Source organism: Rhodococcus sp. NPDC127593 (assembly GCF_042671975.1).
In the GTDB taxonomy this organism is placed as follows: Bacteria; Actinomycetota; Actinomycetes; order Mycobacteriales; family Mycobacteriaceae; genus Rhodococcus_F.
In genome coordinates this window covers 24602-50288 of record NZ_JBHXWI010000017.1, presented here as the reverse complement: position 1 = coordinate 50288, position 25687 = coordinate 24602, and the positions used below count along the sequence as shown (strand labels likewise).

General features: G+C 67.8%; 24 protein-coding genes. 11 read left to right on the top strand and 13 right to left on the bottom strand.

Features of this window, described 5'->3' with window-relative positions; translation table 11 throughout:
* Positions 1-21 precede the first annotated feature (21 nt).
* Positions 22-1470, top strand: a complete 1449-nt coding sequence (locus ACFVJ3_RS17690) for an MFS transporter (RefSeq protein ID WP_378453259.1) — start codon at positions 22-24, stop codon at positions 1468-1470.
* 15 nt (positions 1471-1485) lie between these two features.
* Here the strand turns inward: ACFVJ3_RS17690 and ACFVJ3_RS17685 are convergent, their stop codons facing one another.
* Together ACFVJ3_RS17685 and ACFVJ3_RS17680 are read right to left on the bottom strand one after the other, a co-directional pair.
* Positions 1486-1905 carry a hypothetical protein gene (locus tag ACFVJ3_RS17685; protein WP_378453258.1) on the bottom strand — a complete coding sequence of 140 codons (420 nt, stop codon included), beginning with the start codon at positions 1903-1905 and terminating at the stop codon, positions 1486-1488.
* A gap of 53 nt (positions 1906-1958) precedes the next feature.
* A complete protein-coding gene (locus tag ACFVJ3_RS17680) occupies positions 1959-2522 on the bottom strand; it encodes a GNAT family N-acetyltransferase (RefSeq protein WP_378453257.1) in 564 nt (187 codons plus the stop codon).
* Positions 2523-2528: 6 nt separating this feature from the next.
* On the opposite strand from ACFVJ3_RS17680, the gene ACFVJ3_RS17675 reads away from it, so the two are divergent.
* Positions 2529-4004, top strand: a complete 1476-nt coding sequence (locus ACFVJ3_RS17675; RefSeq protein ID WP_378453256.1) for an MFS transporter — start codon at positions 2529-2531, stop codon at positions 4002-4004.
* On the opposite strand, the gene ACFVJ3_RS17670 is transcribed toward ACFVJ3_RS17675, so the two are convergent.
* Together ACFVJ3_RS17670 and ACFVJ3_RS17665 are read right to left on the bottom strand one after the other, a co-directional pair.
* Positions 3985-4650, bottom strand: a complete 666-nt coding sequence (locus ACFVJ3_RS17670; RefSeq protein WP_378453316.1) for a GTP pyrophosphokinase family protein — start codon at positions 4648-4650, stop codon at positions 3985-3987. The genes ACFVJ3_RS17675 and ACFVJ3_RS17670 overlap by 20 nt on opposite strands.
* A gap of 1 nt (position 4651) precedes the next feature.
* Positions 4652-5335, bottom strand: a complete 684-nt coding sequence (locus ACFVJ3_RS17665) for a TetR/AcrR family transcriptional regulator (RefSeq protein WP_378453255.1) — start codon at positions 5333-5335, stop codon at positions 4652-4654.
* A 101-nt stretch (positions 5336-5436) separates the two neighbouring features.
* Between ACFVJ3_RS17665 and ACFVJ3_RS17660 the strand changes: the two genes are divergently transcribed.
* A complete protein-coding gene (locus tag ACFVJ3_RS17660) occupies positions 5437-5820 on the top strand; it encodes an RNA-binding S4 domain-containing protein (RefSeq protein WP_378453254.1) in 384 nt (127 codons plus the stop codon).
* 4 nt (positions 5821-5824) lie between these two features.
* Here the strand turns inward: ACFVJ3_RS17660 and ACFVJ3_RS17655 are convergent, their stop codons facing one another.
* The 4 genes from ACFVJ3_RS17655 to ACFVJ3_RS17640 all read right to left on the bottom strand — a co-directional run bounded on the left by ACFVJ3_RS17655 (position 5825) and on the right by ACFVJ3_RS17640 (position 10720).
* Entirely contained in the window at positions 5825-6739 is a 915-nt protein-coding gene (locus tag ACFVJ3_RS17655; RefSeq protein WP_378453253.1) for a diacylglycerol kinase, read from the bottom strand.
* Positions 6736-8316: an FAD-binding oxidoreductase gene (locus ACFVJ3_RS17650; protein WP_378453315.1), complete on the bottom strand. Its 1581-nt coding sequence runs from the start codon at positions 8314-8316 to the stop codon at positions 6736-6738. The genes ACFVJ3_RS17655 and ACFVJ3_RS17650 overlap by 4 nt, the downstream gene beginning before the upstream one ends.
* Before the next feature lie 91 nt (positions 8317-8407).
* Positions 8408-9676: a nitrate/nitrite transporter gene (locus ACFVJ3_RS17645; RefSeq protein ID WP_378453252.1), complete on the bottom strand. Its 1269-nt coding sequence runs from the start codon at positions 9674-9676 to the stop codon at positions 8408-8410.
* A 45-nt stretch (positions 9677-9721) separates the two neighbouring features.
* Complete coding sequence (locus ACFVJ3_RS17640) at positions 9722-10720, bottom strand: aldo/keto reductase (protein WP_378453251.1); 999 nt, start codon at positions 10718-10720, stop codon at positions 9722-9724.
* 84 nt (positions 10721-10804) lie between these two features.
* Here ACFVJ3_RS17640 and ACFVJ3_RS17635 point away from each other — a divergent pair, with 84 nt between their 5' ends.
* Both ACFVJ3_RS17635 and ilvD read left to right on the top strand, forming a co-directional pair.
* Positions 10805-11371 (top strand): TIGR03086 family metal-binding protein, encoded by a 567-nt coding sequence (locus ACFVJ3_RS17635; protein WP_378453250.1) that lies wholly within the window; start codon positions 10805-10807, stop codon positions 11369-11371.
* A gap of 37 nt (positions 11372-11408) precedes the next feature.
* Positions 11409-13103, top strand: coding sequence for a dihydroxy-acid dehydratase (gene ilvD, locus ACFVJ3_RS17630; protein WP_378453249.1), 1695 nt, complete (start codon positions 11409-11411; stop codon positions 13101-13103).
* 68 nt (positions 13104-13171) lie between these two features.
* Here ilvD and ACFVJ3_RS17625 read toward each other — a convergent pair whose 3' ends face one another.
* Both ACFVJ3_RS17625 and ACFVJ3_RS17620 read right to left on the bottom strand, forming a co-directional pair.
* Positions 13172-13825, bottom strand: a complete 654-nt coding sequence (locus tag ACFVJ3_RS17625) for a S1 family peptidase (RefSeq protein ID WP_378453248.1) — start codon at positions 13823-13825, stop codon at positions 13172-13174.
* A 120-nt stretch (positions 13826-13945) separates the two neighbouring features.
* Positions 13946-14659 carry a DUF6319 family protein gene (locus ACFVJ3_RS17620; RefSeq protein ID WP_378453247.1) on the bottom strand — a complete coding sequence of 238 codons (714 nt, stop codon included), beginning with the start codon at positions 14657-14659 and terminating at the stop codon, positions 13946-13948.
* Positions 14660-14821: 162 nt separating this feature from the next.
* Here ACFVJ3_RS17620 and ACFVJ3_RS17615 point away from each other — a divergent pair, with 162 nt between their 5' ends.
* A complete protein-coding gene (locus ACFVJ3_RS17615; protein WP_378453246.1) occupies positions 14822-15877 on the top strand; it encodes an adenylate/guanylate cyclase domain-containing protein in 1056 nt (351 codons plus the stop codon).
* Positions 15878-16080: 203 nt separating this feature from the next.
* On the opposite strand, the gene ACFVJ3_RS17610 is transcribed toward ACFVJ3_RS17615, so the two are convergent.
* On the bottom strand, positions 16081-16752 hold the full coding sequence (locus ACFVJ3_RS17610) for a TetR/AcrR family transcriptional regulator (protein WP_378453245.1): 672 nt from the start codon (positions 16750-16752) through the stop codon (positions 16081-16083).
* 90 nt (positions 16753-16842) lie between these two features.
* Between ACFVJ3_RS17610 and ACFVJ3_RS17605 the strand changes: the two genes are divergently transcribed.
* Both ACFVJ3_RS17605 and ACFVJ3_RS17600 read left to right on the top strand, forming a co-directional pair.
* The gene (locus ACFVJ3_RS17605; protein WP_378453244.1) at positions 16843-18426 is read left to right on the top strand and encodes an MFS transporter; all 1584 of its coding nucleotides are present in this window, start codon (positions 16843-16845) and stop codon (positions 18424-18426) included.
* Positions 18427-18525: 99 nt separating this feature from the next.
* On the top strand, positions 18526-19422 hold the full coding sequence (locus tag ACFVJ3_RS17600) for a diiron oxygenase (protein ID WP_378453243.1): 897 nt from the start codon (positions 18526-18528) through the stop codon (positions 19420-19422).
* A 1-nt stretch (position 19423) separates the two neighbouring features.
* Here ACFVJ3_RS17600 and ACFVJ3_RS17595 read toward each other — a convergent pair whose 3' ends face one another.
* Positions 19424-21700: a SulP family inorganic anion transporter gene (locus ACFVJ3_RS17595; RefSeq protein WP_378453242.1), complete on the bottom strand. Its 2277-nt coding sequence runs from the start codon at positions 21698-21700 to the stop codon at positions 19424-19426.
* Positions 21701-22153: 453 nt separating this feature from the next.
* Here ACFVJ3_RS17595 and ACFVJ3_RS17590 point away from each other — a divergent pair, with 453 nt between their 5' ends.
* On the top strand, positions 22154-22696 hold the full coding sequence (locus ACFVJ3_RS17590; protein WP_378453241.1) for a gamma carbonic anhydrase family protein: 543 nt from the start codon (positions 22154-22156) through the stop codon (positions 22694-22696).
* Positions 22697-23001: 305 nt separating this feature from the next.
* Here ACFVJ3_RS17590 and ACFVJ3_RS17585 read toward each other — a convergent pair whose 3' ends face one another.
* On the bottom strand, positions 23002-23460 hold the full coding sequence (locus ACFVJ3_RS17585) for a carboxymuconolactone decarboxylase family protein (RefSeq protein ID WP_164065663.1): 459 nt from the start codon (positions 23458-23460) through the stop codon (positions 23002-23004).
* A 49-nt stretch (positions 23461-23509) separates the two neighbouring features.
* On the opposite strand from ACFVJ3_RS17585, the gene ACFVJ3_RS17580 reads away from it, so the two are divergent.
* Both ACFVJ3_RS17580 and ACFVJ3_RS17575 read left to right on the top strand, forming a co-directional pair.
* Positions 23510-24919, top strand: coding sequence for a PLP-dependent aminotransferase family protein (locus ACFVJ3_RS17580; RefSeq protein ID WP_378453314.1), 1410 nt, complete (start codon positions 23510-23512; stop codon positions 24917-24919).
* A gap of 232 nt (positions 24920-25151) precedes the next feature.
* A complete protein-coding gene (locus ACFVJ3_RS17575; protein ID WP_378453240.1) occupies positions 25152-25679 on the top strand; it encodes an OsmC family protein in 528 nt (175 codons plus the stop codon).
* Positions 25680-25687 lie beyond the last annotated feature (8 nt).

Here is a 25687-nt window from a genome sequence, read left to right as displayed (position 1 = left end):
CGCAGAGTTGAGGAGATTCGTGTGGACAGTCCGACGCCCGCCGTCCGCCCGGGCGGCCTCGTCGCCGTGCTGGCATTCACCGGCATCGTCGCCGCGCTCATGCAGACCCTCGTGGTGCCGCTGATCGGCGACCTCCCCCGATTGCTCGACACGACCGCCTCCAACGCGTCCTGGGTGATCACCGCGACGCTGCTCGCCGGCGCAGTGGCGACACCGGTCACCGGACGTCTCGGCGACCTGTACGGCAAGCGGCGAATGATGCTGATCTGCACCGTGCCGCTCGTCCTCGGCTCGGTGGTCTGTGCGCTCGCCACATCCCTGGCCCCGATGGTGATCGGCCGAGGGCTGCAGGGCATCGGTGTGGGCATGATTCCGCTGGGAATCAGCGCACTGCGGGACCTCTTGCCGCCCGAGCGCCTGCACTCCTCCATCGCCTTGATGAGCTCGTCCATGGGCATCGGCGGCGCCCTCGGTCTGCCACTCGCGGCAACGGTCGCCGAGAATTCGAGCTGGCGCGTGCTGTTCTGGGGCGCCGCCGGGCTCAGCGCGCTGATCGCCGTGCTGCTCTGGTTCTTCGTGCCTGCCACGCCTGTCCACGGACCCAAGGCCCGCTTCGATCCCATCGGGGCAGTCGGACTGGGTGTCGGACTGGTGTCCCTGCTGCTGGCTGTGTCCAAGGGCGCCGACTGGGGCTGGGCGAGCAGCACCACCCTCGGTCTGTTCGCGACCACGGTCATCGCGTTGACGGCCTGGGGCTGGTGGGAACTCCGCACTCCCGAACCATTGGTCGACCTGCGGGTGATCGCCGGCCGTCAGGTGCTGCTGACCAACGCCGCGTCCGTCGTGGTCGGCTTCGCCATGTACGCCCAGTCCCTGATCGTTCCGCAGCTGCTGCAGCTACCGGCGTCCACGGGATACGGCCTGGGACAGTCGATGCTGGCCATGGGCCTGTGGATGGCTCCCTCGGGCCTGATGATGATGGCGGTCTCCCCCTTCGGCGCCAAGCTGTCGTCCACTCGCGGACCGAAGGTCACCCTGCTCGTCGGAAGCCTCGTCATCGCGCTCGGCTACGGATCGTCGATATTCCTGATGGGGTCGACGTGGGGCTTGGTCGTCGTGACCTGCATCTGCGGCTCGGGCGTCGGCCTGGCCTACGGCGCGATGCCCGCCCTGGTGATGAGCGCCGTGCCGCAGTCCGCGACCGCCTCCGCCAACAGCGTCAACTCCCTGATGCGCTCGGTCGGTACCGCGGTGTCCGCGGCCGTCGTCGGTGTGGTCCTGGCCCAGATGAGCGTCCAGGTCGCCGGTCACACCCTGCCCACCGAGGGCGGCTTCCGAACCGGTCTGTTGATCGGTTGCGGTGTCGCACTCGTCGCCGCGGCCATCACGCTGGCCATTCCCACCCGCCGCGCCACCCCCGAGGCGCCGAATTCGATTCCCACCGAACCGCTCGCGCCGTCGAAGGTGTAGACCTTTGCCGGTTGCCTACCTGTGGAGGGCGTATCCGGCAACGGGGTTGCCGTTGATGTACACCGTTCCCTCGTAGGTCCCGTCGGGCCTCGGGGTGATCCGGTCGGTCAGGAAGGGAAGCCCGGAGGGGCTGTAGTCGGTGACGATGGATCCGCTCGCTTCCGGGGTGGTCATGCCGAAGATGTACGGGAAGAACACACCGAAGTTGTCCATGACCCACCCGGGTCCGAACGTCTTGCCCTTCCAGATCAGGTCGCCACCGAGAACGTTGGTGGTGCCGAGGTACGTGCCGGCAGGCAACGGGACCGGCATGGGCACGGGTAGCGGCGGTGGCATGGGCGCCGGCACCGGGTCTGCAGCGGCTGTCCCCGCAGCGAAGAATGACAGGCCGGCCACCGCGACGGCCCCGACTGCGACCTTGCGCATGATGTCCATGAGTTCTCCGTATATCGAGGTGCGTGGCGGAAAGTGTCGCACGTGCACAGCCGTCACAGGGCGAGTGTGAAGAAGATGCTGTTCGGATCGTTGCCGTAGTCCCCGAACGGGGGACATTCGGTGAAGCCGTGCTCGGTGTACAGGCGCCTGGCCGGGGCGAAGAAATCCTCGGTGCCGGTCTCGAGGCTTAACCGGGCGTACCCACGTGCCCGCGCCTCGTCGACCAGGTGCGCGAGGAGCCGGGTGGCCACGCCCCGCCCGCGCGCCTCCGTGGCCGTCCGCATCGACTTGATCTCGCCTTCGGCCGGCGAGAGCTCACGCAGAGCCACTGTTCCCAGCACGGCCTCCTCGTCCCACAGCGTCCACACGGTGACCGAGGGGTCCCGCAGAGCGGACAGATCGAGGGCGTGAACACTTTCGGGCGGCGACGTGGCACGCATGTCCGCCAGGTGCTCGGCCAGCAGTCCGTGCACGTCCTCGCGGGACAGGTCGTCGACTTCGATGTACACGTGCAGGCTCTCGACTTTCCGTTTCGACCGGGCAACGATGTCGAGTATGCCGAAGCCGGCGCGAGAAATCGCAACGAGTACCGCACTGTCTGGACCGCAGCGCACCATGGGGAGATGACCGACACGGTTCTGCGCCTGAGCAGCCGTCAGGGGCGGTGGGTGGTCACCGCCACCGTTCTCGGCTCGAGCCTCGCGCTACTGGACGGCACGGTGGTGAACATTGCCCTGCCGCACATCGGCGAGGACCTCGGGTCGGATGTCGCGGGAATGCAGTGGGTACTGAGCGGCTATACCCTCGCGCTGGCGTCGTTGATCCTGCTGGGCGGGGCGCTCGGGGATCGCTGGGGCAGGCGCCGCGTCTTCGTCTGGGGGACGGTCTGGTTCGCGGTGGCGTCACTGCTGTGCGGCATCGCACCCGACATCACGATGCTCGTGATCGCCCGGATTCTGCAGGGTGTCGGCGCTGCGATGCTGACCCCCGGCAGCCTCGCTCTGATCTCGGCGTCGATCCACGAGGACGACCGGGGTGCCGCGATCGGCCTGTGGTCGGGGCTCGGCGGGGTGGCCGGGGCGATCGGACCTCTATTGGGCGGCTGGCTGGTGGAGGTGGCCGGCTGGCGGTCGGTGTTCCTGCTCAATCTTCCGCTCGCCGTCGTCGTCGTGTGGGCGTCGATGCGGCACGTCCCCGAGAGCCGGGACCCGCATCCGTCCGATCACCTCGACGTGCTGGGGTCGATGTGCGCGGTGGTCGGTCTCGGCGCGCTCACCTACGGTCTGATCGAGATGAACCTGATCGCCGGGGTGGTCGGAGCCGTCGCGCTGGTCGCGTTCGTCGTGGTGGAACGGCGCTCACCGAACGCACTGGTACCGCCGAGCCTGTTCGCGTCGCGCATGTTCGTGGCGGCGAACCTCGTGACGCTCGCCGTGTACGCCGCACTCGGCGGCGTCTTCTTCCTGCTGGTCCTGCAGTTGCAGTTGGTGGCCGGATACTCGCCGATCGAAGCCGGGGTCGCCACCATCCCGATCACGCTGGCGATGCTGGCCTTCTCCTCGCGCGCCGGCGGCTACGCCCAGACCCACGGCCCCCGGCTGCCGATGACCGTCGGGCCCGCACTCGCAGCGGTCGGCCTGCTGTTGATGACACGGATCGGTCCGGGTGCGAACTATTGGACGGTCGTGCTCCCCGGCGTCGTCGTCTTCGGCCTCGGATTGTCCGCCATGGTCGCGCCGCTGACCGCCGCCGTGCTCGGGTCGGTCCCGGTGGAACAGTCCGGCATCGCGTCCGGAGTGAACAACGCCGTCGCGCGCACAAGTCAGCTGCTGGCGGTGGCCGCACTCCCCGGTATCGCCGGGATCGACGCCGAAAGCATGATCGACCCCACCAGCTTCTCGCACGGCTTCCGCATCGCGATGTTCATCTGCATCGCACTGCTGCTGATCGGTGCGACCATCGCCGCAGCCCTGATCCGCGCGCCCGCCCCACCGGCTCCCACCGCGGATTCGGTTGCATGCAAACCACATTGCGACGTCACCGGCCCGGCAGTGCAACCGACCCTCGCCCGGCCTGGCCCTACTCCCCCGAAGGGATGACGCGCAGCGCTGCCCCGTGTTCGCGCACCTCGTCGTGGAGGGCCTCCATCTTGACGTCGAGATTGCGGGCCACGTCGGCAGCATCCTTCAACTCGTCCAGCAGCGCGGCCGGGACCGCCTTGTCGTACTTGTAATAGATCTTGTGCTCGAGGCTTGCCCAGAAATCCATGGCCACCGTACGGATCTGGATCTCCACCCGCACCGATTCGACGCGGTCGGACATGAACACCGGAACCTCCACGATCAGATGCAGACTCCGGTATCCGTTGGGTTTGGGTTCGGCGATGTAATCCTTGACCTCGACGAGGGTGATGTCCTGCTGGCCCGTCAACAGGTCGCTGATCCGGTACGCGTCCTGAATGAAGCTGCAGGTGATCCGGATTCCGGCGATGTCGTGGATGTTGCCGCGGATGGAGTCGAGAGTGAGCGGAATACCCTTGCGGGCGGCCTTGCCCAGGACGCTGTCGGCCGACTTCAGCCTCGACTTCACGTGCTCGATCGGGGTGTACTCGTGAATGTAGGTGAACTCGTCCTTCAAGATGTTGATCTTGGTCATCATCTCGTCGATGCCGAATTTGTACGACATCAGGAATCGGGTGAAATCCCGTCCCTCGTCGGAGTTTCGGAGACTCAGCAGTCCGGTCACGTCATCGGCCGTTCGCTGCTCCACACGTCACCCCCACCATGGATTCGTACATCGCCGACGGAGTGGGAGCGGGGGGCAGCGGCGCGGCACCGTCGGCCGCGAACGCCTGGAGCATGTAGCCCACGAGACGACGCCACGCATCAGGGGCCGCGGCGCCCGTCGCCTCGATGACCCCCGCGTTCGCCATCAGAAGCAACACCAGGTCCTGCGAGGAAAAATCCGCGCGCAGCCGACCGGTGCCCTTGGCGCGTTCGATCAGCCGCTCGAAGCCGCGGTAAGCCTCGGCCCTCTTCGCCTCGAATTCGCTCGCGGTGGGAAACGTCATCGTGAGCACGTGAGTGAAGCCGCGATCCTCCGCCTGCATGGCGCACACCCGCTCGACGTAGGCGCAGAAACCGTTCCACGGATCGGGGTCGGCCGCGGCCTCGTCGATGGCGTCGACGTAGGCGCTCATCTTGTCAGCGAAGACGTCGGTGATCAGATCCTCCCTGGTGGGGAAACGGCGATACAACGTCGCGATGCCGACCCCGGCCCGCCGGGCGACCTCGGCCATGGAGGCCGTCAGCCCTTGCTCGGCGAACACCTCCTGCGCCGCGTCTACGACGCGCGAGCGGTTGCGCTCGGCGTCGGTGCGCAACGCGTGCCTGCACGCATCCCGTGCCTCCTTCGGTCCCGACTTCACCATGAACCCGATGCTACCCGAAGTGGAATACGCACTCCGTTTATCGTGCGGAAGGCGGCACCCGCGATCAGCAATTGAGTCGCGCGCTTTCGTATCCTGGTCGGGTGGCGATTTCCGGTACCGACCCCGCGAGCGTCCGGGTCGACAGTTGGACCTGGGCGGTCCGGCTGTTCAAGACGCGCTCCGCGGCGGCGGCCGCCTGCAGGTCGGGGCACGTGCGGGTCAACGGCACCACCGCCAAACCCGCGCAGCCGGTCAAGGTCGGGGACGAGGTCCGCATTCGCGCGGCGAGTGTCGAACGCATCGTCGAGGTCGTCCGGCCCATCACCAAACGGGTCGGCGCGGTGGTGGCGGTCGAGTGCTACGCCGACAACACCCCACCGCCCCCACCGCGCGAAGTCCTCGCGTCGATACCGCAGCGCGACCGCGGCGCCGGCAGGCCCACCAAACGCGAACGCCGTGAGATGGACCGGTTGCGCGGGTTGTGACCGCTCAGGCCGGGGTGTGGCTGAGGATGCGCAGGGCGGCCGGCACCGCCTCGATGGTGACCGGCAGCGGACCGACCCGGTCGCCGTCCGCGTAGGCCGTGATGCCGTCGCACTGCAGTCGCACCGTCCGCGAACGGTAGGTCTGCACGTCGGGGAGATCCACGTGTGTGCCCTTGTAGACCCGGGGGAACAACCGGACCAGCCTCGACCGGCGACCGTAGTCGACCACCGTGACGTCGAGCAGGCCGTCGGTCTTGTCGGCGCCCGGGCAGATCTGCATGCCGCCGCCGTAGGAGCGTCCGTTGCCCACCGCCACGAGGGTGGCGTCCACCTGGAACGTCTCCTCGTCCAGTTCGATGGTGTAGTGCAGTGGGCGGAGCCGCGTCAGTTCGGCGAGCATCGCGAGGTTGTACCGCATCGGGCCTTTCGGCCAGGACATCCGGTTGGCGCGGTCCGTGACGAGCGAGTCGAATCCGCTCGCGACGATGGTGCCCGCCCACACCACCGCGCCGTCCGTGAGCGTGATCCTGGCTAGGTCGGACTCCTGCACCTCCCCGTCGGCGATCACGTCGGCCGCGGCGACGGGATCGCCGACGGGGATACCGAATTCGCGCGCATGGTCGTTGCCGGTGCCGGCCGGGATCAGCCCGACCGGGGTTCCGGATTGCGCGGCCGCCTGCAACCCGATGCTGATGGCGCCGTCCCCGCCGACGACGACGAGCGCGTCGGTGCCGTCGTCGATCGCCCGGCGGGCCAGCATGCGCGCGTGATCGGCGTCCGTCCCGATGATCTCGGTGACGGCTACCCCGCGCTCACGCAGGCGGGCCACCCCCTTGCGGCCGGCGACGGGGGCGTGACCGTGTCCGGCGAGCGGGTTGACGAGGACGGTGACCTTCTCGATCACCTGCTGCGTGCTCACGGAATCAGCTTGCCGGGGTTGAGGATTCCCGCCGGATCGACCGTGTCCTTCACTGCCCGCAGAATCGCGACACCCAGGTCGCCGATCTCGTCCCGCATCCACGGGCGGTGGTCGACTCCGACCGCGTGGTGGTGCGTGATGGTTCCGCCGGCGGCGACGATCGCATCACCGGCGGCGGTCTTGGCCTTACGCCACTGTTCGATCGGGTCTTCCGCCTGCGCGGACACGACGGTGAAATACAGCGAGGCGCCGGTCGGGTACGTGTGTGAAATGTGACAGAGAACGAGCGGCGGGGTGCCCTGCCCGGACAGCGACTCCGTCAGCGCGGTGGTCACGGCCGCGCGGAGCGCAGCGAGGTTGCCCCAGGTGGTCGCGGTTTCCAGCGTCTCGCACAGCGCTCCCGCGTCGAGCAGCGCGTCGCGCAGGTACGGCGCATCGAAACGTCCGTGCTCCCAGCCGTTTCCGGGCCCCTCGCCCAGGGACGTGCCGCCGTGCGCCACCAGCACGGCGCGAGCCTCCGCCGTCCGCTCCGCGGTGTGCTCGGCGGTGCCCTCGAACGTCGTGATCGCCAGGCAGCCGCCGGTGACGGTCTCCTCACCGATCTTGTCGGTGGTCGCGAGGTTCACCCCCGTCTCCGCCTCGTCGGACAGTCGCAGCACGGTCGGGACCGCACCTTCCTGCCGCAACGCACGCAGCGCCGCCGCGCCCGTCTCGAAGTCGGGGAAACTCCACCCTTCCCGGACGGTGGCGTCGGGGACCGCGTGCACCCGTACCCGCACCCGGGTGATGACGCCGAGCGTTCCCTCCGACCCGACGAACAGTTCGCCGAGGTCCGGACCCGCCGCGGAGGCCGGGGCGCGCCCCGTGTCGAGAGTCCCGGTGGGGGTCACCACCCGCAGTCCCTGCACCATGTCCTCGAACCGCCCGTACCCCGCGGACGCCTGCCCCGACGACCGGGTGGCCGCGAAGCCGCCGATGGTCGCGAACATGAAGCTCTGCGGGAAGTGCCCGAGCGAGAAGCCGTGGGCGCCGAGCAGTTCCTCGGCGAGCGGACCCGTCACGCCGGCTCCCAGCGTCGCGATGCCGGAGTCGGTGTCGAGGTCGATGAGCGCGTCGAACCGGCGCAGGTCCAGCGAGACGACGGCGTCGAATCGGTCGCGCACGGGGTCGAGCCCGCCGACCACGCTCGTTCCGCCGCCGAACGGCACCACGGCGATGTCGTGGTCTGCGCAGTATCGGAGCACGTCGGCGACCTCGGCGTCCGTGCCGGGAGTGATCACGGCGTCGGGCGCGTTCTGCGGTTCGGTGCTGCGGCGACGCAGCAGGTCGAGCGTGCTCTTGCCGCCGGAACGCAGTAGCCGGTCGGAGTGCGCGGTGCTGCAGAACTGTTCTCCGACGATGCCCGCGAGCGCGGCGACCTGCTGGCCGGACAGTGCGCTCGGAACCAGGACGACGTCGCCGGCCGCACGGTCGGACGGCTCCCTGATCGTGACGCCGAGGGCCTGCTGCAGCAGTCCCTTGATGCCGTCCGAGAGGACCTTGTGCTTCTCCGGCGCGCCCCAGGCGTCCCACTGCATCGGGGGTGCCGTCAGGACGGCATGATCTTCCGATCGCTCATTACTCATGCGTTATAGTGTTACACATCATGTAAGAGTGTAACTAGCCCTTTCAGCGACCGCCCCGCTCCCGCCACACCTGACGGATGGGCCGCAGCACCAACCCCATCTGCTTCCGTGTCTTCCCACGCGTCACCAGAACACCCGTGATCGCCACGACCCAGACCGGGTACTGCACGAGCCAGGCCACCCGGAACGCCTCGAACGAGTACCCGCCCATCGCGTCGAGGATGAGACCCATCGCCTGGATGACCAGCAACGACGCCAGGAAGCCGCCGATGTTGACCATTCCCTGCGCCGTTCCCATGCTGGTGCTGGGGTTGAACATCCGGGCGTAGTCGAAGCCGATCATCGAACCGGGGCCACCCACCGAGATCACCATCACGAGCACGATCAGCAACCAGATCGGCGCCGGACCCGGCAGCGACAGGACGACGGTCCAGATCGCCGCGTTGCTGATCATGATCGCCAGCACCAGATAGGAGCGGCGCATCGGGAAGCGGCCGCTGAGGATGCCGATGATCGGACCGGCCACGATCGCCGAGATCACCGACAGGGTCAGCAGCGAACCGGCCTCCGCCGGCGACAACCCCTGCGCCGACCTCAGGTACGGCACACCCCACAGCAGGGCGAACGTGGTCATCGAGAACTGCGTGCCCATGTGGGTGAAGAACCCGAGTCGGGTGCCGTGACGACCCCACACGGCGCGGATCTGCTTGCCCACCTCCCGCAGTCCGGCGGGCGCGGCCACCACCTCCAGACCGGGAGGGGCATTGCGGATGCAGGAGACGGCCAGCACGAAGGACAGCAAACCGAGCGACGCCGCACTGCCGTAGGCGAAACTCCAGCCCGGCCCGTTCAGCAACAGCATCAACGGCAGCGCCGACAGGATCTGACCGATCTGACCGAAGATGCCGGTCAGCTGCGACACGAGCGGGACCCGCCTCGGCGCGAACCACTGCGGCACCAGACGCAGCACGGAGATGAACGTCATCGCGTCGCCGACGCCGACGAAAACGCGCGCGGCGACCGCCAGGGGCAGCGATTCGGTCAGCGCGAGGAGCATCTGCGCCGACGCCATGATGAGGGCGCCCGCGGAAATCATGATCCGCGACCCGTACCGGTCGAGGAGCACACCGGCCGGGATCTGCATCCCCGCGTACACCACGATCTGGAGTACGACGAAACCCGACAACACACTCGGACTGATCGAAAATCGTTCCGTCGCCGCGAGGCCCGACACACCGAACGAGGTTCGATGCAGGACGGCGACGATATATGCGACAACCCCGACGCCCCACACCAACCACACTCTGCTCATCGCAGATCAAACTACCCCCCAGCAGGTATTACCCGCTGGCTGAAGTCACTCGCGGCCCAGTGACACCCAGGTCGGATCGGCCGTGCGCTCGCCGACGGTGAGGTCCGCCAGCAGGTCCAGGCGGGCGATCTGCCCCTCGGTCAGCGTGAGTGCGACCGCGCCTGCGTTCTCCGTCACACGGGCCGCGAACCGGGTGCCGGGAATCGACACGGACGGCAACCCGAACTCGCGGCCTTTCGCGTCCAGCCACGCCAGCGACACCTGGGCGGGCGTCGCGTCGAGTTCGGCAGCGACCTCGCGGACGACGTCGAGCACCTTCAGGTTCGCCGGCAGCGCATCGTCGCCGAAACGCGGGAACCGGCGACGCAGATCCTTGTCGCCCAGCGTGGCCGGGTCGTACGTTCCGGTGAGGAAGCCCCGGCCCACCGGCGAGTACGGCACGAAGCCGATGCCCAGTTCCGCCGCCGCGGGAACCACGTGCTTCTCGACGTCGCGGCTCCAGATGCTCCACTCGCTCTGGATCGCGGCGATGGGGTGCACGCGCGACGCGCGACGCAACTCGTCGCCGGTCGCCTCCGACAGTCCGATGTTGCGGACCTTCCCGGCCTTCACCTGTTCCGCGATCGCACCGACGGTGTCCTCGATGGGCACCTCGGGGTCGACGCGGTGCAGGTAGTAGAGATCGACGGTGTCGACGCCGAGCCGGGACAGCGATTCGTCGAGGGCCTGCGCCACGTACTCGGGCTTGCCGTTGATGCTGCGCCGGCCGTTCGCGATGTTGCCGACGAGACCGAACTTGGTGGCCAGCTGCACCTCGTCGCGGCGTTCCTTCAGCACCGTGCCCACCGCGATCTCACTCGCGCCGTCGCCGTACACGTTGGCCGTGTCGATGAACGTCACTCCGATGTCGATGGCGTGGTGGAGGGTCGCGAGCGCCTCCGCGGCATCGACGGGGCCGTACACGGGGGCGACGGACATGGCGCCGTAGCCCTGCGCGCTGACGGTGAGGCCTTCGGACAACTGCACGGTGGGAATGTTGGTCATGCGCCCCATCCTTCCCGAGCACCCCGACAGGTGCATCGTTTGGAATCGCGCTGATCGTGACCCGGCTGCCTCTACCCTGAAGGCATGGCATTCGACTGGTTCGAACTCGCCCGCATCGCCCACCGCGAGTTCGGTGCACGGGTCGCCGCGATCACCGACTGGTCGGCGCCGACCCCGGACCGCGAATGGGACGTCACAGAGCTGGTGCGGCACGTCATCGAGGAACAGCAGTGGGTTCCCCCACTGCTCGCCGGGAAGACGGTCGGCGAAGCAACCCCGGACATCGAGCCCCTGCACGGCGACATGCGGTCGGAATGGCAGCGGTATTCGGACGCGGCCATCCACTCGTGGTCGTCGACCGACCCGCAGACGCAGGTGCACCTGTCCTACGGCACGGTGCCGCTCGAGCCGTATCTGCGGCAGCAGATCGCCGACGTCACCATCCACGCATGGGACCTCGCCAAGGCCACCGGATCCGACGACACACTCGACCCGCAACTCGTCGCCGGCGTCTGGTCGGACCTCGACGGCCAACGCGAGATGCTCTCCGAGAGCGGGCTGTTCGCCGACCCCGTCGACGTTCCCGACGACGCACCACTACAGGATCGTCTGATCGCCCTGACCGGGCGCGATCCCCGGCAACGCATTTAACCAACCGCCGCCGAGGGTCCCGCCTACGCTGAGATACATGAGTACCCCGGATCCGAAACCCCGCAGCCGCGACGTCACCGACGGACTGGAGAAGACCGCAGCGCGCGGAATGCTCCGTGCGGTGGGCATGGGCGACGACGACTGGGGGAAATCCCAGATCGGCGTGGCATCGTCGTGGAACGAGATCACCCCCTGCAACCTGTCGCTCGACCGGCTCGCGAAGGCCGTCAAGGACGGCGTCCACGCCGCAGGCGGGTATCCCCTCGAGTTCGGCACCATCTCGGTGTCCGACGGCATCTCGATGGGACACGAGGGCATGCACTTCTCCCTCGTCTCCCGTGAGGTGATCGCCGACAGTGTGGAAACGGTGATGCAGGCCGAACGCCTCGACGGATCGGTGCTGCTCGCCGGTTGCGACAAGTCGCTGCCCGGCATGCTGATGGCCGCGGCCCGCCTCGACCTCGCGAGCGTGTTCCTCTACGCCGGTTCGATCCTGCCGGGTGTCGCCAAACTGTCCGACGGCACCGAACTCGACGTCACCATCATCGACGCGTTCGAGGCGGTCGGCGCCTGTTCGCGCGGACTGATGAGCCGCGAGGACGTCGACGCCATCGAGCGTGCCATCTGTCCCGGCGAGGGCGCGTGCGGCGGGATGTATACCGCGAACACGATGGCCAGTGCCGCCGAGGCACTCGGCATGTCGTTGCCCGGCAGCGCGTCGCCGCCCGCCACCGACCGTCGTCGCGACGGATTCGCGAGGCGCAGCGGTGAAGCCGTCGTCGAACTGCTCCGCCGCGGCATCACCGCCAGGGACATCCTCACCAAGGAGGCGTTCGAGAACGCCATCGCCGTGGTCATGGCGTTCGGCGGCTCCACCAACGCCGTCCTGCACCTTTTGGCGATCGCGAGCGAAGCGGATGTCGAACTGACCCTCGACGATTTCTCCCGCGTCGGCGCCCGCGTCCCGCACCTCGCGGACGTCAAACCGTTCGGCAAGCACGTGATGAAGGACGTCGACCACATCGGCGGCGTCCCCGTCATCATGAAGGCCCTGCTCGACGCCGGGATGCTGCACGGCGACTGCCTCACCGTCACCGGAAAGACGATGGCCGAGAACCTGGCGGCCATCGCACCTCCCGACCCGGACGGCAAGGTGCTCCGCGCGATGAGCTCGCCCATCCACCCGACCGGCGGAATCACGATCCTCAAGGGTTCCCTCGCCCCGGGCGGCGCGGTGGTGAAGTCGGCCGGGTTCGACTCCGACGTCTTCACCGGCACCGCCCGCGTCTTCGAACGGGAACGGGCCGCGATGGACGCCCTGGAGGACGGCACCATCACGAACGGCGACGTCGTGGTCATCCGCTACGAGGGCCCCAAGGGCGGTCCCGGCATGCGCGAGATGCTCGCAATCACCGGCGCGATCAAGGGTGCCGGACTGGGGAAGGACGTCCTCCTCCTCACGGACGGCCGATTCTCCGGCGGCACCACCGGCCTGTGCGTCGGCCACGTGGCACCGGAGGCCGTCGACGGCGGTCCCATCGCGTTCGTCCGCGACGGCGACCAGATCCGATTGAACGTCGGGACGGGCACGCTGGAATTGCTCGTCGACGAAGAGGAACTCGCGGGCCGTAAGAACGGGTGGGAGCCTCTGCCCCCGCGCTACACCCGAGGTGTCCTGGCCAAGTACACGAAGCTCGTCGGTTCCGCCTCGGGAGGCGCCGTCTGCGGCTAGGCGCTCCGCGCCCGTGCGCCTTTCTGGTCGTCCTGGCTACCAAAAAGGCGCACGGGCGCCGGAGGCGCCTAGATGGGCCGGAACCCGGCGCCGGGACCGCCGCTCGCGTTCATGTCGGCGATGATCGAGTTGAGGTTGGTGCCGATTTCCGGGCCGATGCACGGCGCCGCGAGATAGGCGTTGACCATGGCCACCAGAGTGGTGCCGACGACCATCGGTGCGCCCGAGTCACCCTCGATCACGCAGGCCTGGGTCCATGTTTCGCCCGTCTGCATCAGGTCGCCGTAGACGATGCCGCAGGTGTTTCCCGTGGTACGGCCTTCCTTGCATGCCACCTGCGGGAAGGCTGCCGGTGCGCCGATCTGTGTGATGGTGACACCGCCGACCCGGTTCACCGGGACGACCTTCTTGGGGTCGAACTGGATCACCGCGTAGTCGAGAGCGGGATTCGAGACGACGAACTCGCCGACGATGCCACTGTCCTGACTGGCCTCGGGCACCACGTAGGAGCCCGCTTCACCGCAGTGGCCCGCCGTGAGGCCGACGAGCCGGCCCGCGTTGTCGTGCCCGATGGTGGTGAGTGAGCAGACGAGTTCGTCGTTCACCACGATCCCCGAACCGCCCCCCAAGACGGCGGCCGGAGCTGCTGTCGCGGACCCCGCCGCAACGAATCCCAGAATTCCCGCTGTCGCCGCAACAACCGCCGCGAATCGTTTCAACATTTTTCGAACCTTCCCGGATGAGCCCCGACGGCCGCGTGTCTCCCCATAAGAATCCCACCCGCACAAGCCCTGCGTGCGGGAATGCCGATGTAGAGACCGCGACCGTTGCTCACCCGGGCGCTACTCGACGGCGCCGAGTGCCTCCAGTGCTTTGCGGGCGTCCTCGAGTTGCCGGCTCAGCTCGTCGACCCGGGCCGCCGCAAGGTTGCGTGCCGCCACGATGATCGACTCGACGGCCTCGATCGCCGTCTCCTCCCCGAGTTCCCGGACAGCGCGCTCGACGGCGTCCGGAGAGACGGGGACGGCCTTGCCGGGACGTTTGGCTCCGTGCGCGACGGTGACGCTCCAGTCGTTGTCGGCGCCGGCGTGGATGGTGACGCTGACTCCCGCGGGCACCTTCTTGCCGGTGCGTTTGGCCGGTGCCGTGGCGGGTTTCGGGACCGCGGTGGCGGCGGGCTGTGGCGTCGCGACGGTCTTGGCGGCGGGTGCCTTGGGGGCAGGGGGCGGACCGGGTTCGATCTCCTGGTGCACGACCGGCGCTGCGGGGGCGGTGCGTGCGGGCGCAGGCTTGGGAGCGGGAATTCGTCTCATCAGAAGCTCCTCTGCTTCGAAGGGGAGCTCGTCGTCGACACCTTTGGGGCGGATCAAGGCCGTATTGCCTTGCACGGAGATAACTTTCGCCGAGGCTCCGGCCTCGAGCCCGAGGCTGGGCATCGCCTCGCGCAGATACACGGTGGCCCGCTTGCCTTCCGCGATCGCGGCAGCGAGGGTCTCGAGATTCTCCGCGGTCAGGTGATCCGGTGCGGCGGCGCCGGAACGTCTACGGGGCGGCATGCGCTGTCCTTTCTGGTCTGTCTCCTGGTTACGCTCGTGAGCACCGCAACTCTCGCACACGCCACCGACGTTTTCGCATCGGACGGGCTCGCACAGTGGCAGATTGAGGGCGATGGACGCACGAGCGACAGCGCGTGCATCGAACGTATCGAGAGGAACGACGTGACCTCGGAATCATCCGACAACGGCGGAGAGGCCGTAGCGACGACGGAGATCTCGCCGAGCCTGCTCCGGGACGTCCAGGCCGATCTCGAGGAGTCGCTTCTGGGCGGGCCCCGCCGCTTCACGCGGGCCGAGATCGCCGACGTCGCGGGTGTATCACTCGAGCGGGCGGACCGCCTGTGGGTGTCGATGGGTTTCGCGGTCGACATCGACCCGGACAGCGTCATGTTCACCGAGGGCGACGCCGCCGCGCTGCGCACCATGGCGTCGCTCGTCGAACGGGGGATCATCTCACCGGAACGCGAAGTGGCGGCGGCCCGCGCTCTCGGTCAGTCGCTGTCGCGGCTCGCCGAATGGCAGGTGTCGCTGATCAGCACCCACATCGTCGATCAGCTCGCGGACTCGGCGGGCAGCGACGAGCAGGCCATCCGGGAGCAGGTGCGCGAACTCACCGCCGAGATCCTTCCGGCGGTCGAGTCGCTGCAGGCTTATGTGTGGCGGAGGCATGTCGCCTCGACCACCGGACGCAACGTGGGGAACCCCGGTGAGGAGGTCGCGAGCCGGAAACTGGTGGTCGGCTTCGCGGACATCGTCGGGTACACGTCGTTGACCCGTCAGCTCGGCGCCCGGGAGTTGAGCGACCTTCTGGAACGATTCGAGTCGGCGTCGACGTCCGTCATCGGCCGGCATCAGGGATGGGTGGTGAAGACGGTCGGCGACGAGGTGATGTTCGCCGTCGAGTCGCCGGCCGATGCGGCGGAGATCGCCCTGCAGCTGCAGGAGCAGGTTCTGCCGGACGAGACGGACCCCGAACTGCGGGTCGGTCTCGCGATGGGTCCGGTTCTCGTCCGGTTCGGCGACCTCTACGGCTCCGTGGTCAACACCGCGGCGCGACTCACCGGTTCGGCGCGTCCCGGCACGGTGCTGATCGACGAGGAGCTCGCCCACGAACTCGCCGACGCTCCCGGCTACTACCTCAAGCAGCTACGCCCACGACGCGTTCGAGGGATACGTAGGCTCGAACAGTTCGTGCTGCGCCGTAACCGGGACGCCTGACGACCGTCAGCTTCCGAAGGGAAGGGTTCCGGGCGGGATGGAGTATCCGCTGCTGCCGGCGGCGACGCCGCCCCACGCACCGAGGAGCCAGTTGAGTGCATCAGTGATCATCGAGAAACCTTCCCACACCATTCATACGACATGCGCGGCATCGGGTGCCGCGCGCACCGCCACGGTAGTGACGACTCGCTGAACTGTCGACGTCATAACGCCTGAGCAGGCGGTATCTCGAGCAGCGTCGGCGTGCCGGCACCGGCTTCGACCTGGGCTGCGCGTGCGGCGAGGAAGTCGTCGACGATCTGCTCACACGCGGCGCGTCCCAGCGGGGTGAGGGTGGCGAGCCGGGTGAAGACGAGCGGTCCTATGAGTTGCGCGAGAGCGAGGTCGTAGTCGAATTCGCCGAGGCGTTCGGCCGCCTGGGGTGTTCCGAAGACCTGGTCGAACGCCGCCCGATACTGCTCGACGATGGTCTGCCTCAGGGTCCGCAGTTCCGGTTTGTCCGACTCGGCAGCGGCCGCGCTCGAGTAGTCGTCCAACGCGGGGCCCATTCCGAGCCAGCACATGGCCGTCACGTTCATGGGCGCACTCTCGATGAGTTTCGCCTGACTGACCATCAACTCGACCAGCCGGTCGCGGAGGTCGCCTTCGGCGGGCACTGTCGGCGCGGGTGGGATCAGCCGCCCGAAGGCCGCGGCGACCAGTTCGGTGCCGTTGTCGAAATGCCGGTAGAGCGTGGCCCGAGCCACATTCGCCAGCTTGGTGACGGCGTCGATCGTGACGGCGTCGGTGCCACCCTTCGCGAGAAGAGTTGTCGCGGCGTCGAGAAGTCTCGCGCGAGAGCGCTGCCTGCGGGGATCCTGCTCGGTCATCTGCACCGCCCGTTCCTGCCACTGCCCGACCTCTTGTGAACTGTCAGTCTACCAACGATACTGACAGTCTCGTTACTTCCATGGAGGGACTACATCGTGCGCTCTCGGGACTCCGCACCACCGCAGGACACCGAACAGAGCAACACCACCGGCTGGACCCTTCGACAGCTCTGGATGCTGACGGTCTCGTGCTGCGCTGTCGCCCTCGTCGTCGCGGCAATGGCGGCACTCAACACCGCGCTCCCCGACCTCGCGCGCGACACCGGTGCCAGCCAGAGCCAGCTCACGTGGATCGTCGACGGCTACACCCTGACCCTGGCCGCCCTGCTGCTTCCGGCGGGCGCGCTCGGCGACCGGTACGGCCGGCGTGGGCTGCTCATGGCCGGGCTGTTGATCTTCGGCGTTGCCACCGCGATTCCCATCATCAACGACACACCCGAGTGGATCATCGGTTCCCGGGCGATAGCGGGCGTCGGTGCCGCCCTCGTGATGCCCGCGACATTGTCGCTGCTCACCGCCGGTTTTCCGCCCGCACACCGGGGTCGGGCCGTGGGCATCTGGTCGGGCGTCGCGGGGTCCGGCGCAATCGCGGGCCTGCTCGTCTCCGGACTCCTGCTCGAGAAGTGGTCGTGGCACGCCATCTTCATCAGTCTCACCGTGGTGTCCGCCCTGATCTTCGTCACGGGCTTCACCATCTCCTCGTCCCGGGAGACGGAACGACCACCACTCGACCTGCCCGGCACCGGGCTGATCGCCGCCGCGGTCGGGTTGTTCGTCCTGGGAACCATCGAAGCGCCGCAGCGCGGCTGGCTGGATCCCGTGGTGCTCGGACTGCTCGTCGGCGGGCTCGTCGCCGCGGCCGCGTTCGCCCTCGTGGAACTGCACAGAAAGCGTCCGCTGCTCGACGTCCGGCTGTTCGCCAACCGCGCCTTCGGCTCGGGGTCGATGTCGCTCCTTCTGCAGTTCCTGGCCTCTCTCGGCCTGTTCTTCCTCGTCGTCCAGTACCTGCAGCTCGTGCTGAACTACTCCCCTCTGCAGTCCGCGCTGGCGCTCGCCCCCATCGCCGTGCCGGTCGTGGCGATGTCCGCGGTCATGCCGATGCTCATCCCGCACGTCGGGCTCCGGCCGCTGCTCGCGTCCGGCTCCGCACTGCTCGGCCTGGGCATCCTCCTGCTGGTCCGGCTCGATGCGCATTCGAGCTACGCGGAGGTGTGCGGCCCGCTGCTCGTGGCCGCCTTCGGTATCGGACTGTGCACGGCGCCCGCGACAGCGGCCATTGTGCAGAACACCCCCGACGCGAAGCAGGGTGTCGCGTCGGCCGTCAACGACACGGCGCGCGAGATCGGTTCGGCCATCGGGGTCGCCTTGGCGGGCAGCGTCCTCGCCGCGGGGTACGGCACACATGTGCAGCCGGCGGTCGACGCCGTGCCGGAGGCCGCGAAGGAGCCGGTGTCCAGTTCGCTGGCGGCGGCGCTGCAGGTCGCCGAAGTTGCCGGCCCCCAGGGCGAGCAGCTGGCGACGTTCGCTCGGGATTCGTTCCTGAAGGGTTTCGACGAGGCATCCATCGTGCTGGCCTGCGTGTTGTTCGCCGCGTCGCTGCTTCTCGCGGTATGGGCTCCCGGGCGGAAGGGCTCCGCGCCGAAGGCCGAATCGCCGAAAGAACTGGCCGACGTCGACTGAGCGGACGTTGCCCCTGTGACCGTCGTCGCTGTAAGGTTCGGTATCAGTTACTGAATGTCACAGTTACTTGACCGCCTAGTCACAGATCAAGGGGTAGTGATGACCGCATCGATCGTCGTCTCCGACCGCGAAGAGACCGCCCAGCGCCTGCTGGCGTCGTCGGCACGCAAGTCCTACGACCCGATGGTCGAGGTCGACTGGGAAGCACCGATTCCCGACGACAAGTTCGGTCTCACCCCCGAATGGAGCACGCTCTACGGCACGGCCCTCTGGGACGAGATGCCCCAAGAGCAGAAGATCGAGCTCACCAAACACGAGGCCGCCAGCGTCTCCAGCGTCGGACTGTGGTTCGAGATCCTGCTCATGCAGATGCTGCTGCGCGACGTGTACGGCCGCGACAAGCACTCGCGCCACGTCCAGTTCGCACTCACCGAGGTGGCCGACGAGTGCCGCCACTCGGTGATGTTCGCCCGCGCCGGTGAGCGCTTCGGGATGCCGAGCTACGGCCCGCACCCCGTGATCCACAAGCTCGGACGCATCTGGGGCGGATTCTTCAAGGGCGCCAACGCGTACGCCAGCGTGATGGCCGCCGAGGAGATCCTCGACATGATGCAGCGCGACTTCATGAAGGACGAGCGGGTGCAGCCCGTCACCCGCACGGTGAGCAAGATCCACGTCCTCGAAGAGGCCCGCCACATCCGCTTCGCCCGCGAAGAGGTCGGACGCCGCATCGAGGGTGCCAGCTGGGCACGCCTCCAGATCGAGCGCCTCAACACCGCCGCGGTCGTGTACTTCGTGATGAAGAGCATGATCCGCAAGGAGGTCTACGAGAACGCCGGTCTCGACCCGAAGCGGGCCGCCGCCGAGGCCAAGAACAACCAGCACTACAAGGACACCGTCCGTACGTCCGGTTCCAAGTTGATGCAGTTCCTCGATAGCGTCGGCCTCGTCGGCGGCCCGTCGAAGCGCCTCTACAAGAGGGTCCATCTCCTCTGAATCATGTGGGGACCTGGTCCAGGTAGGACACACCGGTCGAGGTGATCTCGAGTACGCGCGCTGACGGAATGTCGAAGAACATTCCCGCGACGCGTACTCGACCCTCGGCCGCCGCCGCGCCGACGAGGGGATGGCGCCCGAGGGTCTGTACCTGGACCGCCACATTCACCATGCCCAGCTGATCGACCTCGTCGAATCCGAGTTCGGCCGCTGACCGCGCTACCGGATGTCCGCTGAGGAACGCGTTCCGGCTCGGCTGCGCGAACGTCAGCCACTGTTCGACGGCGTCGCGGTCGGACCCGTCGGTTGCGGGCGGAGCACTCGCGAGCAAGGCCTTCATCGCGCCGCAGCCGGAGTGGCCGCACACGATCACCGAGCTGACCTCGAGTTCATCGAGTGCGAAGGCAAGGCCTGCCTCGACGGACACGTCCTGTTTGCCGGTCGGGACGAGGTTGCCCACGTTGCGCACGGTGAACAGGTCGCCGGGCCCGCTGCTGGTGATGACGTTCGGCACGATGCGTGAATCGGAGCAGGTGAGGAACAGCGAGTCGGGGCGCTGCCCGTCGTGCAGGTCGTCGAGGTGCGGTTGCAGCTGAGCCGCGTTCCGCCGGTGGTACTCCGACACTCCCGCGAGGACCGGTCGGAGTGCCGCCGGTGTGGTGTTCTCATCGGTGTCGGTGTGCCGCGGCTGCCAGCTCTTCCACGGGGCGAAGCCGCGGGGGCTTGCCACGCCGATGCCGCGCCGTGGCGGCGATGCACCGACGGCGTCCATGTCGACGGGACCGAGCGCGTCGATCACGACCGTTCCGCCGTTTCGCTCGTGGTGACGCTTCCAGTCGTCGATCGCTTCGAACATGGCGTGGTCGAGGAAGTCGACCGCCAGTTCCACGGTGACGTGCGCGCCCTCGGGCACCTTCGCGAGGAGCCCCGTCAATGCCGGCATGGACAGGAAGCTGCACGACCCCTCGACGGTCACGCGCCACCGCCCGGAGTCCTCGGCGCTGATGGGTTCGGCCCGCATCTTGGGGTGGATGACCCGCCACAGCAGCAGAACCACTGCGAGTGCGAGACCGATGATCACGCCCTCGAGCAGGTTCAGGAAGACCACGCCGGCCACGGTCACGCCGTACACCCACAGGTCGCCGGTGCGTCGCGCGGTACGCAGGTGGGCCAGTTTGACGAGCTGGATGCCGATCACGATGAGGAGGCCGGCGAGCGCTGCCATCGGAATCTGCTGGACCAGTGCAGTCAGCAGCGCGGCGAAGACGAGGATCCACACGCCGTGCAGCACGGCGGACGCCCGGGTTCGTGCCCCGGCAGCGACGTTGGTGGAGCTACGCACGATCACACCCGTGACCGGCAGGCCGCCGATGAGACCCGAGATCATGTTGGCCGAGCCCTGACCGACGAGTTCACGGTTGAATTCCGACCGCGTCCCGCCGTGCATTTTGTCGACGGCGACCGCGGACAGCAGGCTCTCGACGCTCGCGATCAGCGCGACCGTGAGTACGCCGGTGGCCACCGCCAGCCACGGGCCGTCCGGCATCGAGGGCAGCGCCACGGCATCGAACAGGGAGCCGTCCAACGCAATTCGATCGACGTCGAGCGGGAAGACCAGGGACAGAACGGTGGCGGCGACGACCGCGACCAGCGGGCCGGGGAGCACCCGGAGCTTGCCGGGGATCTTCTTCCAGAACAGCAGGACGGCGATGACCACCGATCCCACGAGGACGTCGCCGTACCGGGCGGACGTCAGCTGTCCGGGGAGCTGAGTGATGTTCTCGACGGTCGAGCTGTGTGAGCTGCCACCGAGGAGGACGTGAATCTGCTGGAGGGCGATCGTGATTCCGATACCCGCCAGCATGGCGTGGACGACGACCGGAGCGATGGCCAGGGCAGCACGGGCAATTCTACTGATTCCGAAGATGATTTGAAGGAATCCGGCCGCGACGGTGATCGCGCACGTGGCCTTCCAGCCGAACGTGGCGACCAATTCCGCTACCACCACGGTCAATCCGGCGGCAGGACCGCTGACCTGGAGCGGTGAGCCACCGATGGAACCCGCAACCACACCGCCGACGATCGCCGCGATGAGCCCCGCCATGATGGGGGCGTCGGACGCGATTGCGATGCCGAGCGACAGTGGTAGTGCGACAAGGAAGACGACGAGCGACGCGGGTAGGTCGTATCGCGCGTTATTTCGAAACCTTTCGCCGAGGGTCGGTCCGGGGGCGGGGGCACCGGATGGGGGTGCTTTCTCGTTCTCGAGGATCGACATGTCGTCACCTTACGGGCGGAGAACGACGAAACGCCCGAAACGGACCTGATCTTGTGGCATGTGTCACTGTGACAGTGCTTTTCGCCCAGTTGAATCGAAAACTATTGGACAACAGTCCATTACATGAAGATTAAAGTACACAAAGTTCACCGCGGCCGCCACCACACCGTGAGACGTGCCGGTCAGCATTAGACAGGCGTCGGCACGATCGCGATGCGTACCGCCCCGGCCGAGTGAGCACCTGCTCGGTGTGGCGGTTCCGAGGGTGTCGAACGGAAAGGCGAACGCGGTCGAGCACCTCCGAGAAAACTCCGTTCCGGGTACGTCTGCACCGCCACGGCCACGTCGGTAGCAGTCACAATTGGCAATGCCCGGAGTCCGCGCCACACGACAATGGACTACAGGACGCTGCGCAGTGCAGCAGGAATCCGCTCTCGACAGGAGGAGAACACGGTGAGAGAACCACACGTCGTTGCGATCAATGGAAGTTCGCCGCGCGCGGAGAAGACCACCTGGGTCGCGCCCACCGCCGCGGTGATCGGCGCCGCGACCCTCGGCGCGGAGGCCAGCGTCTGGTACGGCGCCGTGCTGCGTGCCGATTGCGATTCCATCACCCTTGGCGAGGGAAGCAACATCCAGGACGGAGTGGCTGTTCACGTCGACCCGGGCTTCCCCGTCGTAGTCGGCAGGGACGTGAGCGTGGGGCACAATGCCGTCCTGCACGGCTGCACGGTGGAGGACGGCGCCCTCGTCGGTATGGGTGCCACGATCCTCAACGGCGCGGTGATCGGCGGCCAGTCGCTGATCGCGGCCGGCGCACTGGTACTCGAAGGAACCCGAATTCCGCCGCGATCACTCGTCGCCGGCGTGCCCGCGAAGGTTCGCCGAGAACTCACCGACGACGAGGTGGCCCACAACGCCGCCAATGCCGCGGTCTACCGTCAACTGGCGCAGCAACATCGATCGGCGCAGGTCGTCGCCCTCGACATCGCCTGAGCGACTCAGTCGCGCGGAACGGACTTCTCGATCTGCCGCGCAGCAGCGACGACTGCGTGGCCCGTCGGGGTCCCCCGGTTCGCTCCCATGCGCCAGCTGGATGTTCGGGAGGCGGTTGCACGACCGTGTCCGGCAGAAAACTCCTGAGCGGACGTCAGACGAAGGACGATTCGCTCTGCAGGGATGCACCGAGCGCGTCGAGCAGGGCGTTCGTTTCCGCCTCCCAGGATTCGACCGTGCCATGTCCGTCGAGGAACGCTCCCTGCTCGGCAGGGCCCGTGAACCACGAGGCCTTCGCCTCGCGCTCAGCGCACCCGCGGGGTCTTCCGTGTGCTCACGGCGATGCGATTCCACGCGTTGATTGTGAGCACCAGCGAGATGAGCTGCGCCAGTTCCGTCTCCTCGAAGTACTCTTCCGCCTCCTCGTACACCGAGTCGGGGACGAAGCCGTCGGTCAGCACGGTGATCGCCTCGGCGAGCGCGAACGCGGCGCGCTCCTTGTCGGTGTACAGCCCGTGTGCCTCCTCCCACGCGCCCAGCAGGTACAGCTTCTGTTCGCTGATGCCGATCTTGCGGGCATCGGCGGTGTGCATGTCGATGCACCAGGCACAGTGATTGATCTGGGAGCAGCGGGTGACTACCAGCTCGACCAGCTCCGGGTCGAGGCCCTGCCGTGCGGCGGCGTCGAGGGCGATCATCGCCTTGTAGACGGCGGGGGCCTTGCGGGCGAGATCGACTCGGGTCTTGCGCTCTGTTGTGGTCATACGAGAACAGTAGGCGCGGAATAGCCCATCTGTATGGTTCAATATGAGCATGGAAACTTGGGCCAATTCAGGTCTGGGCCGCGACCTCCATCTCGACCTCACCGCGTCCGGTGGCGGACGGACGCCGGGGGTGCGCGCAAACCTGGTTTCCGCTCTGCGCGAGTCGATTCGGTCGGGACGGCTCGTCGCCGGCACCACCCTCCCGCCGTCTCGCACGCTGGCCTTCGACCTCGGCATCGCCCGCAACACCGTCGCCGAGGCGTACTCCGAACTCGTGGCCGAGGGCTGGCTCACCGCCCGGCAGGGGTCGGGGACCCGGGTCGCCGAGCGGGCAGGCCGGCCCGACCGACGTCCGCGCTCCCGTTCCACGGCCGCGCCCCGACCGGCGTTGAGCCTGATGCCCGGTTCGCCCGACGTCGGGGAGTTTCCGCGTGCCGCCTGGATGACGTCGGCCCGCCGGGCGATCACCGCGGCACCCAACGACGCCTTCGGTCCGGGTGATCCGCGGGGGCGCCCCGAACTCCGTCGCGCGCTCGCCGAGTACCTCTCTCGCGCAAGGGGAGTACGCACCGATCCCGACCGCATCGTGGTCAGTGCGAGCTCGGGGCACGGACTGTGGTTGCTCGCCCGCACCGTGAAGGGACCGATCGCCGTCGAAGGGTACAGCCTGCATCTGCATCGTGAACTTCTCCGCGATGCCGGCGTCTCCACCACCCCCCTGCAACTCGACGACCGTGGAGCGCAACCCCCGGACACGACGGGCAACAGACTCTCCGCGGCATTGCTCACGCCGGCCCACCAATTCCCCACCGGCGGGCCGCTCCATCCGAGCAGGAGAACCGCTTTCGTGGAATGGGCGCGCTCGACGGGGGCGATCGTGATCGAGGACGATTACGACGGGGAGTTCCGGTACGACCGCCAACCCGTCGGCGCCCTGCAGGGTCTGGCCCCGGATGAAGTGGCCTATCTGGGCACGGTGAGCAAGACCCTCTCCCCCGCGATCCGCGTGGGATGGATGGTGCTGCCGGAACGGCTGATCGACCGCGTCCTGGCAGTCAAGGGCGGATACGAGAGATGGGTCAGCGCGACGGACCAGCTGACCCTGGCCGACTTCATCGATCGGGGCGCATTCGACCGGCACGTCCGCAGGATGCGCACCCTCTACCGCCGTCGGCGCGACACCCTCGTCGAAACCCTCGCTGCCCGTGCACCACACGTGCACGTCACCGGCATCGCGGCCGGTTTGCACGCCGTACTCGAACTTCCCGACGGGACCGAGTCGGCCACCGTCGACCGGGCCGCGGCCCTCGGGCTCGCAGTGGAGGGTCTGCGCACGTTCCGTCATCCGGACGGTCCCGCGAACCGGCCCGACGGGCTCGTCGTCGGCTACAGCACGCCGTCGTCCGCGCGTTTCTCGGCCACTCTCGACGCCCTGTGCCGGGCGCTGCCCACTCCGTGAGCAGAATTTCCTATGGGACTGGTCGGAATGCGTGTCGTGCGGTTACAGTCTGATCCGTGACCGAATCCGGCGTGATCGACTCAGGGCAGCTGCTGACGCGGCGTCGCCATGTCGATTTCGCACTGGTGTGTACCTCGAGGTGTCCGATCTCCTGATCGGACCCCTCCCGGCGTGACCTCGTCCACGCCGGGTTCTTCCTGCACACCCTCGTTTTCGAAGGATTCGTACTGTCATGACCACTGCATCCGTTTCGCACCTCACGTCCGTCATTGGCGCCACCCGCGACGCCGTTTCCCAGGATTCAGCGAACGCCCACGTCGTCTTCCGCGCCTCCGCGCTGGCGCACGACGCCGTCGCGAGCACCGTCACGCTCGGCAAGTACAGCGTCGAGGTGGACGAGCCGCCGGCGCTCGGCGGCGACAACTCTGCCGCCAATCCCGTGGAGTACTACCTCGCATCGCTGCTCTCCTGCCAGGTGGTGACGTACCGCTTCTGGGCCGAGAAGCTCGGTGTCCGCGTCGACGACATCTCGGCGCGTGCGGAGGGCGACCTCGACGTGCGCGGGTTCTTCGGCTTCGACGACGCCGTCCGTGCAGGGTTCGGCGAGGTGCGCGTCGTCGTGACGCTGACCGGTCCGGAATCGCGCGAGCGCTACCTCGAACTGCAGGAAGCGGTGGATGCGCACTGCCCCGTCCTCGACCTGACCCGCAATCAGACCCCGGTCCACACCGTCGTCGAAACAGCTGCCGGCGACAACTGATTCACCAC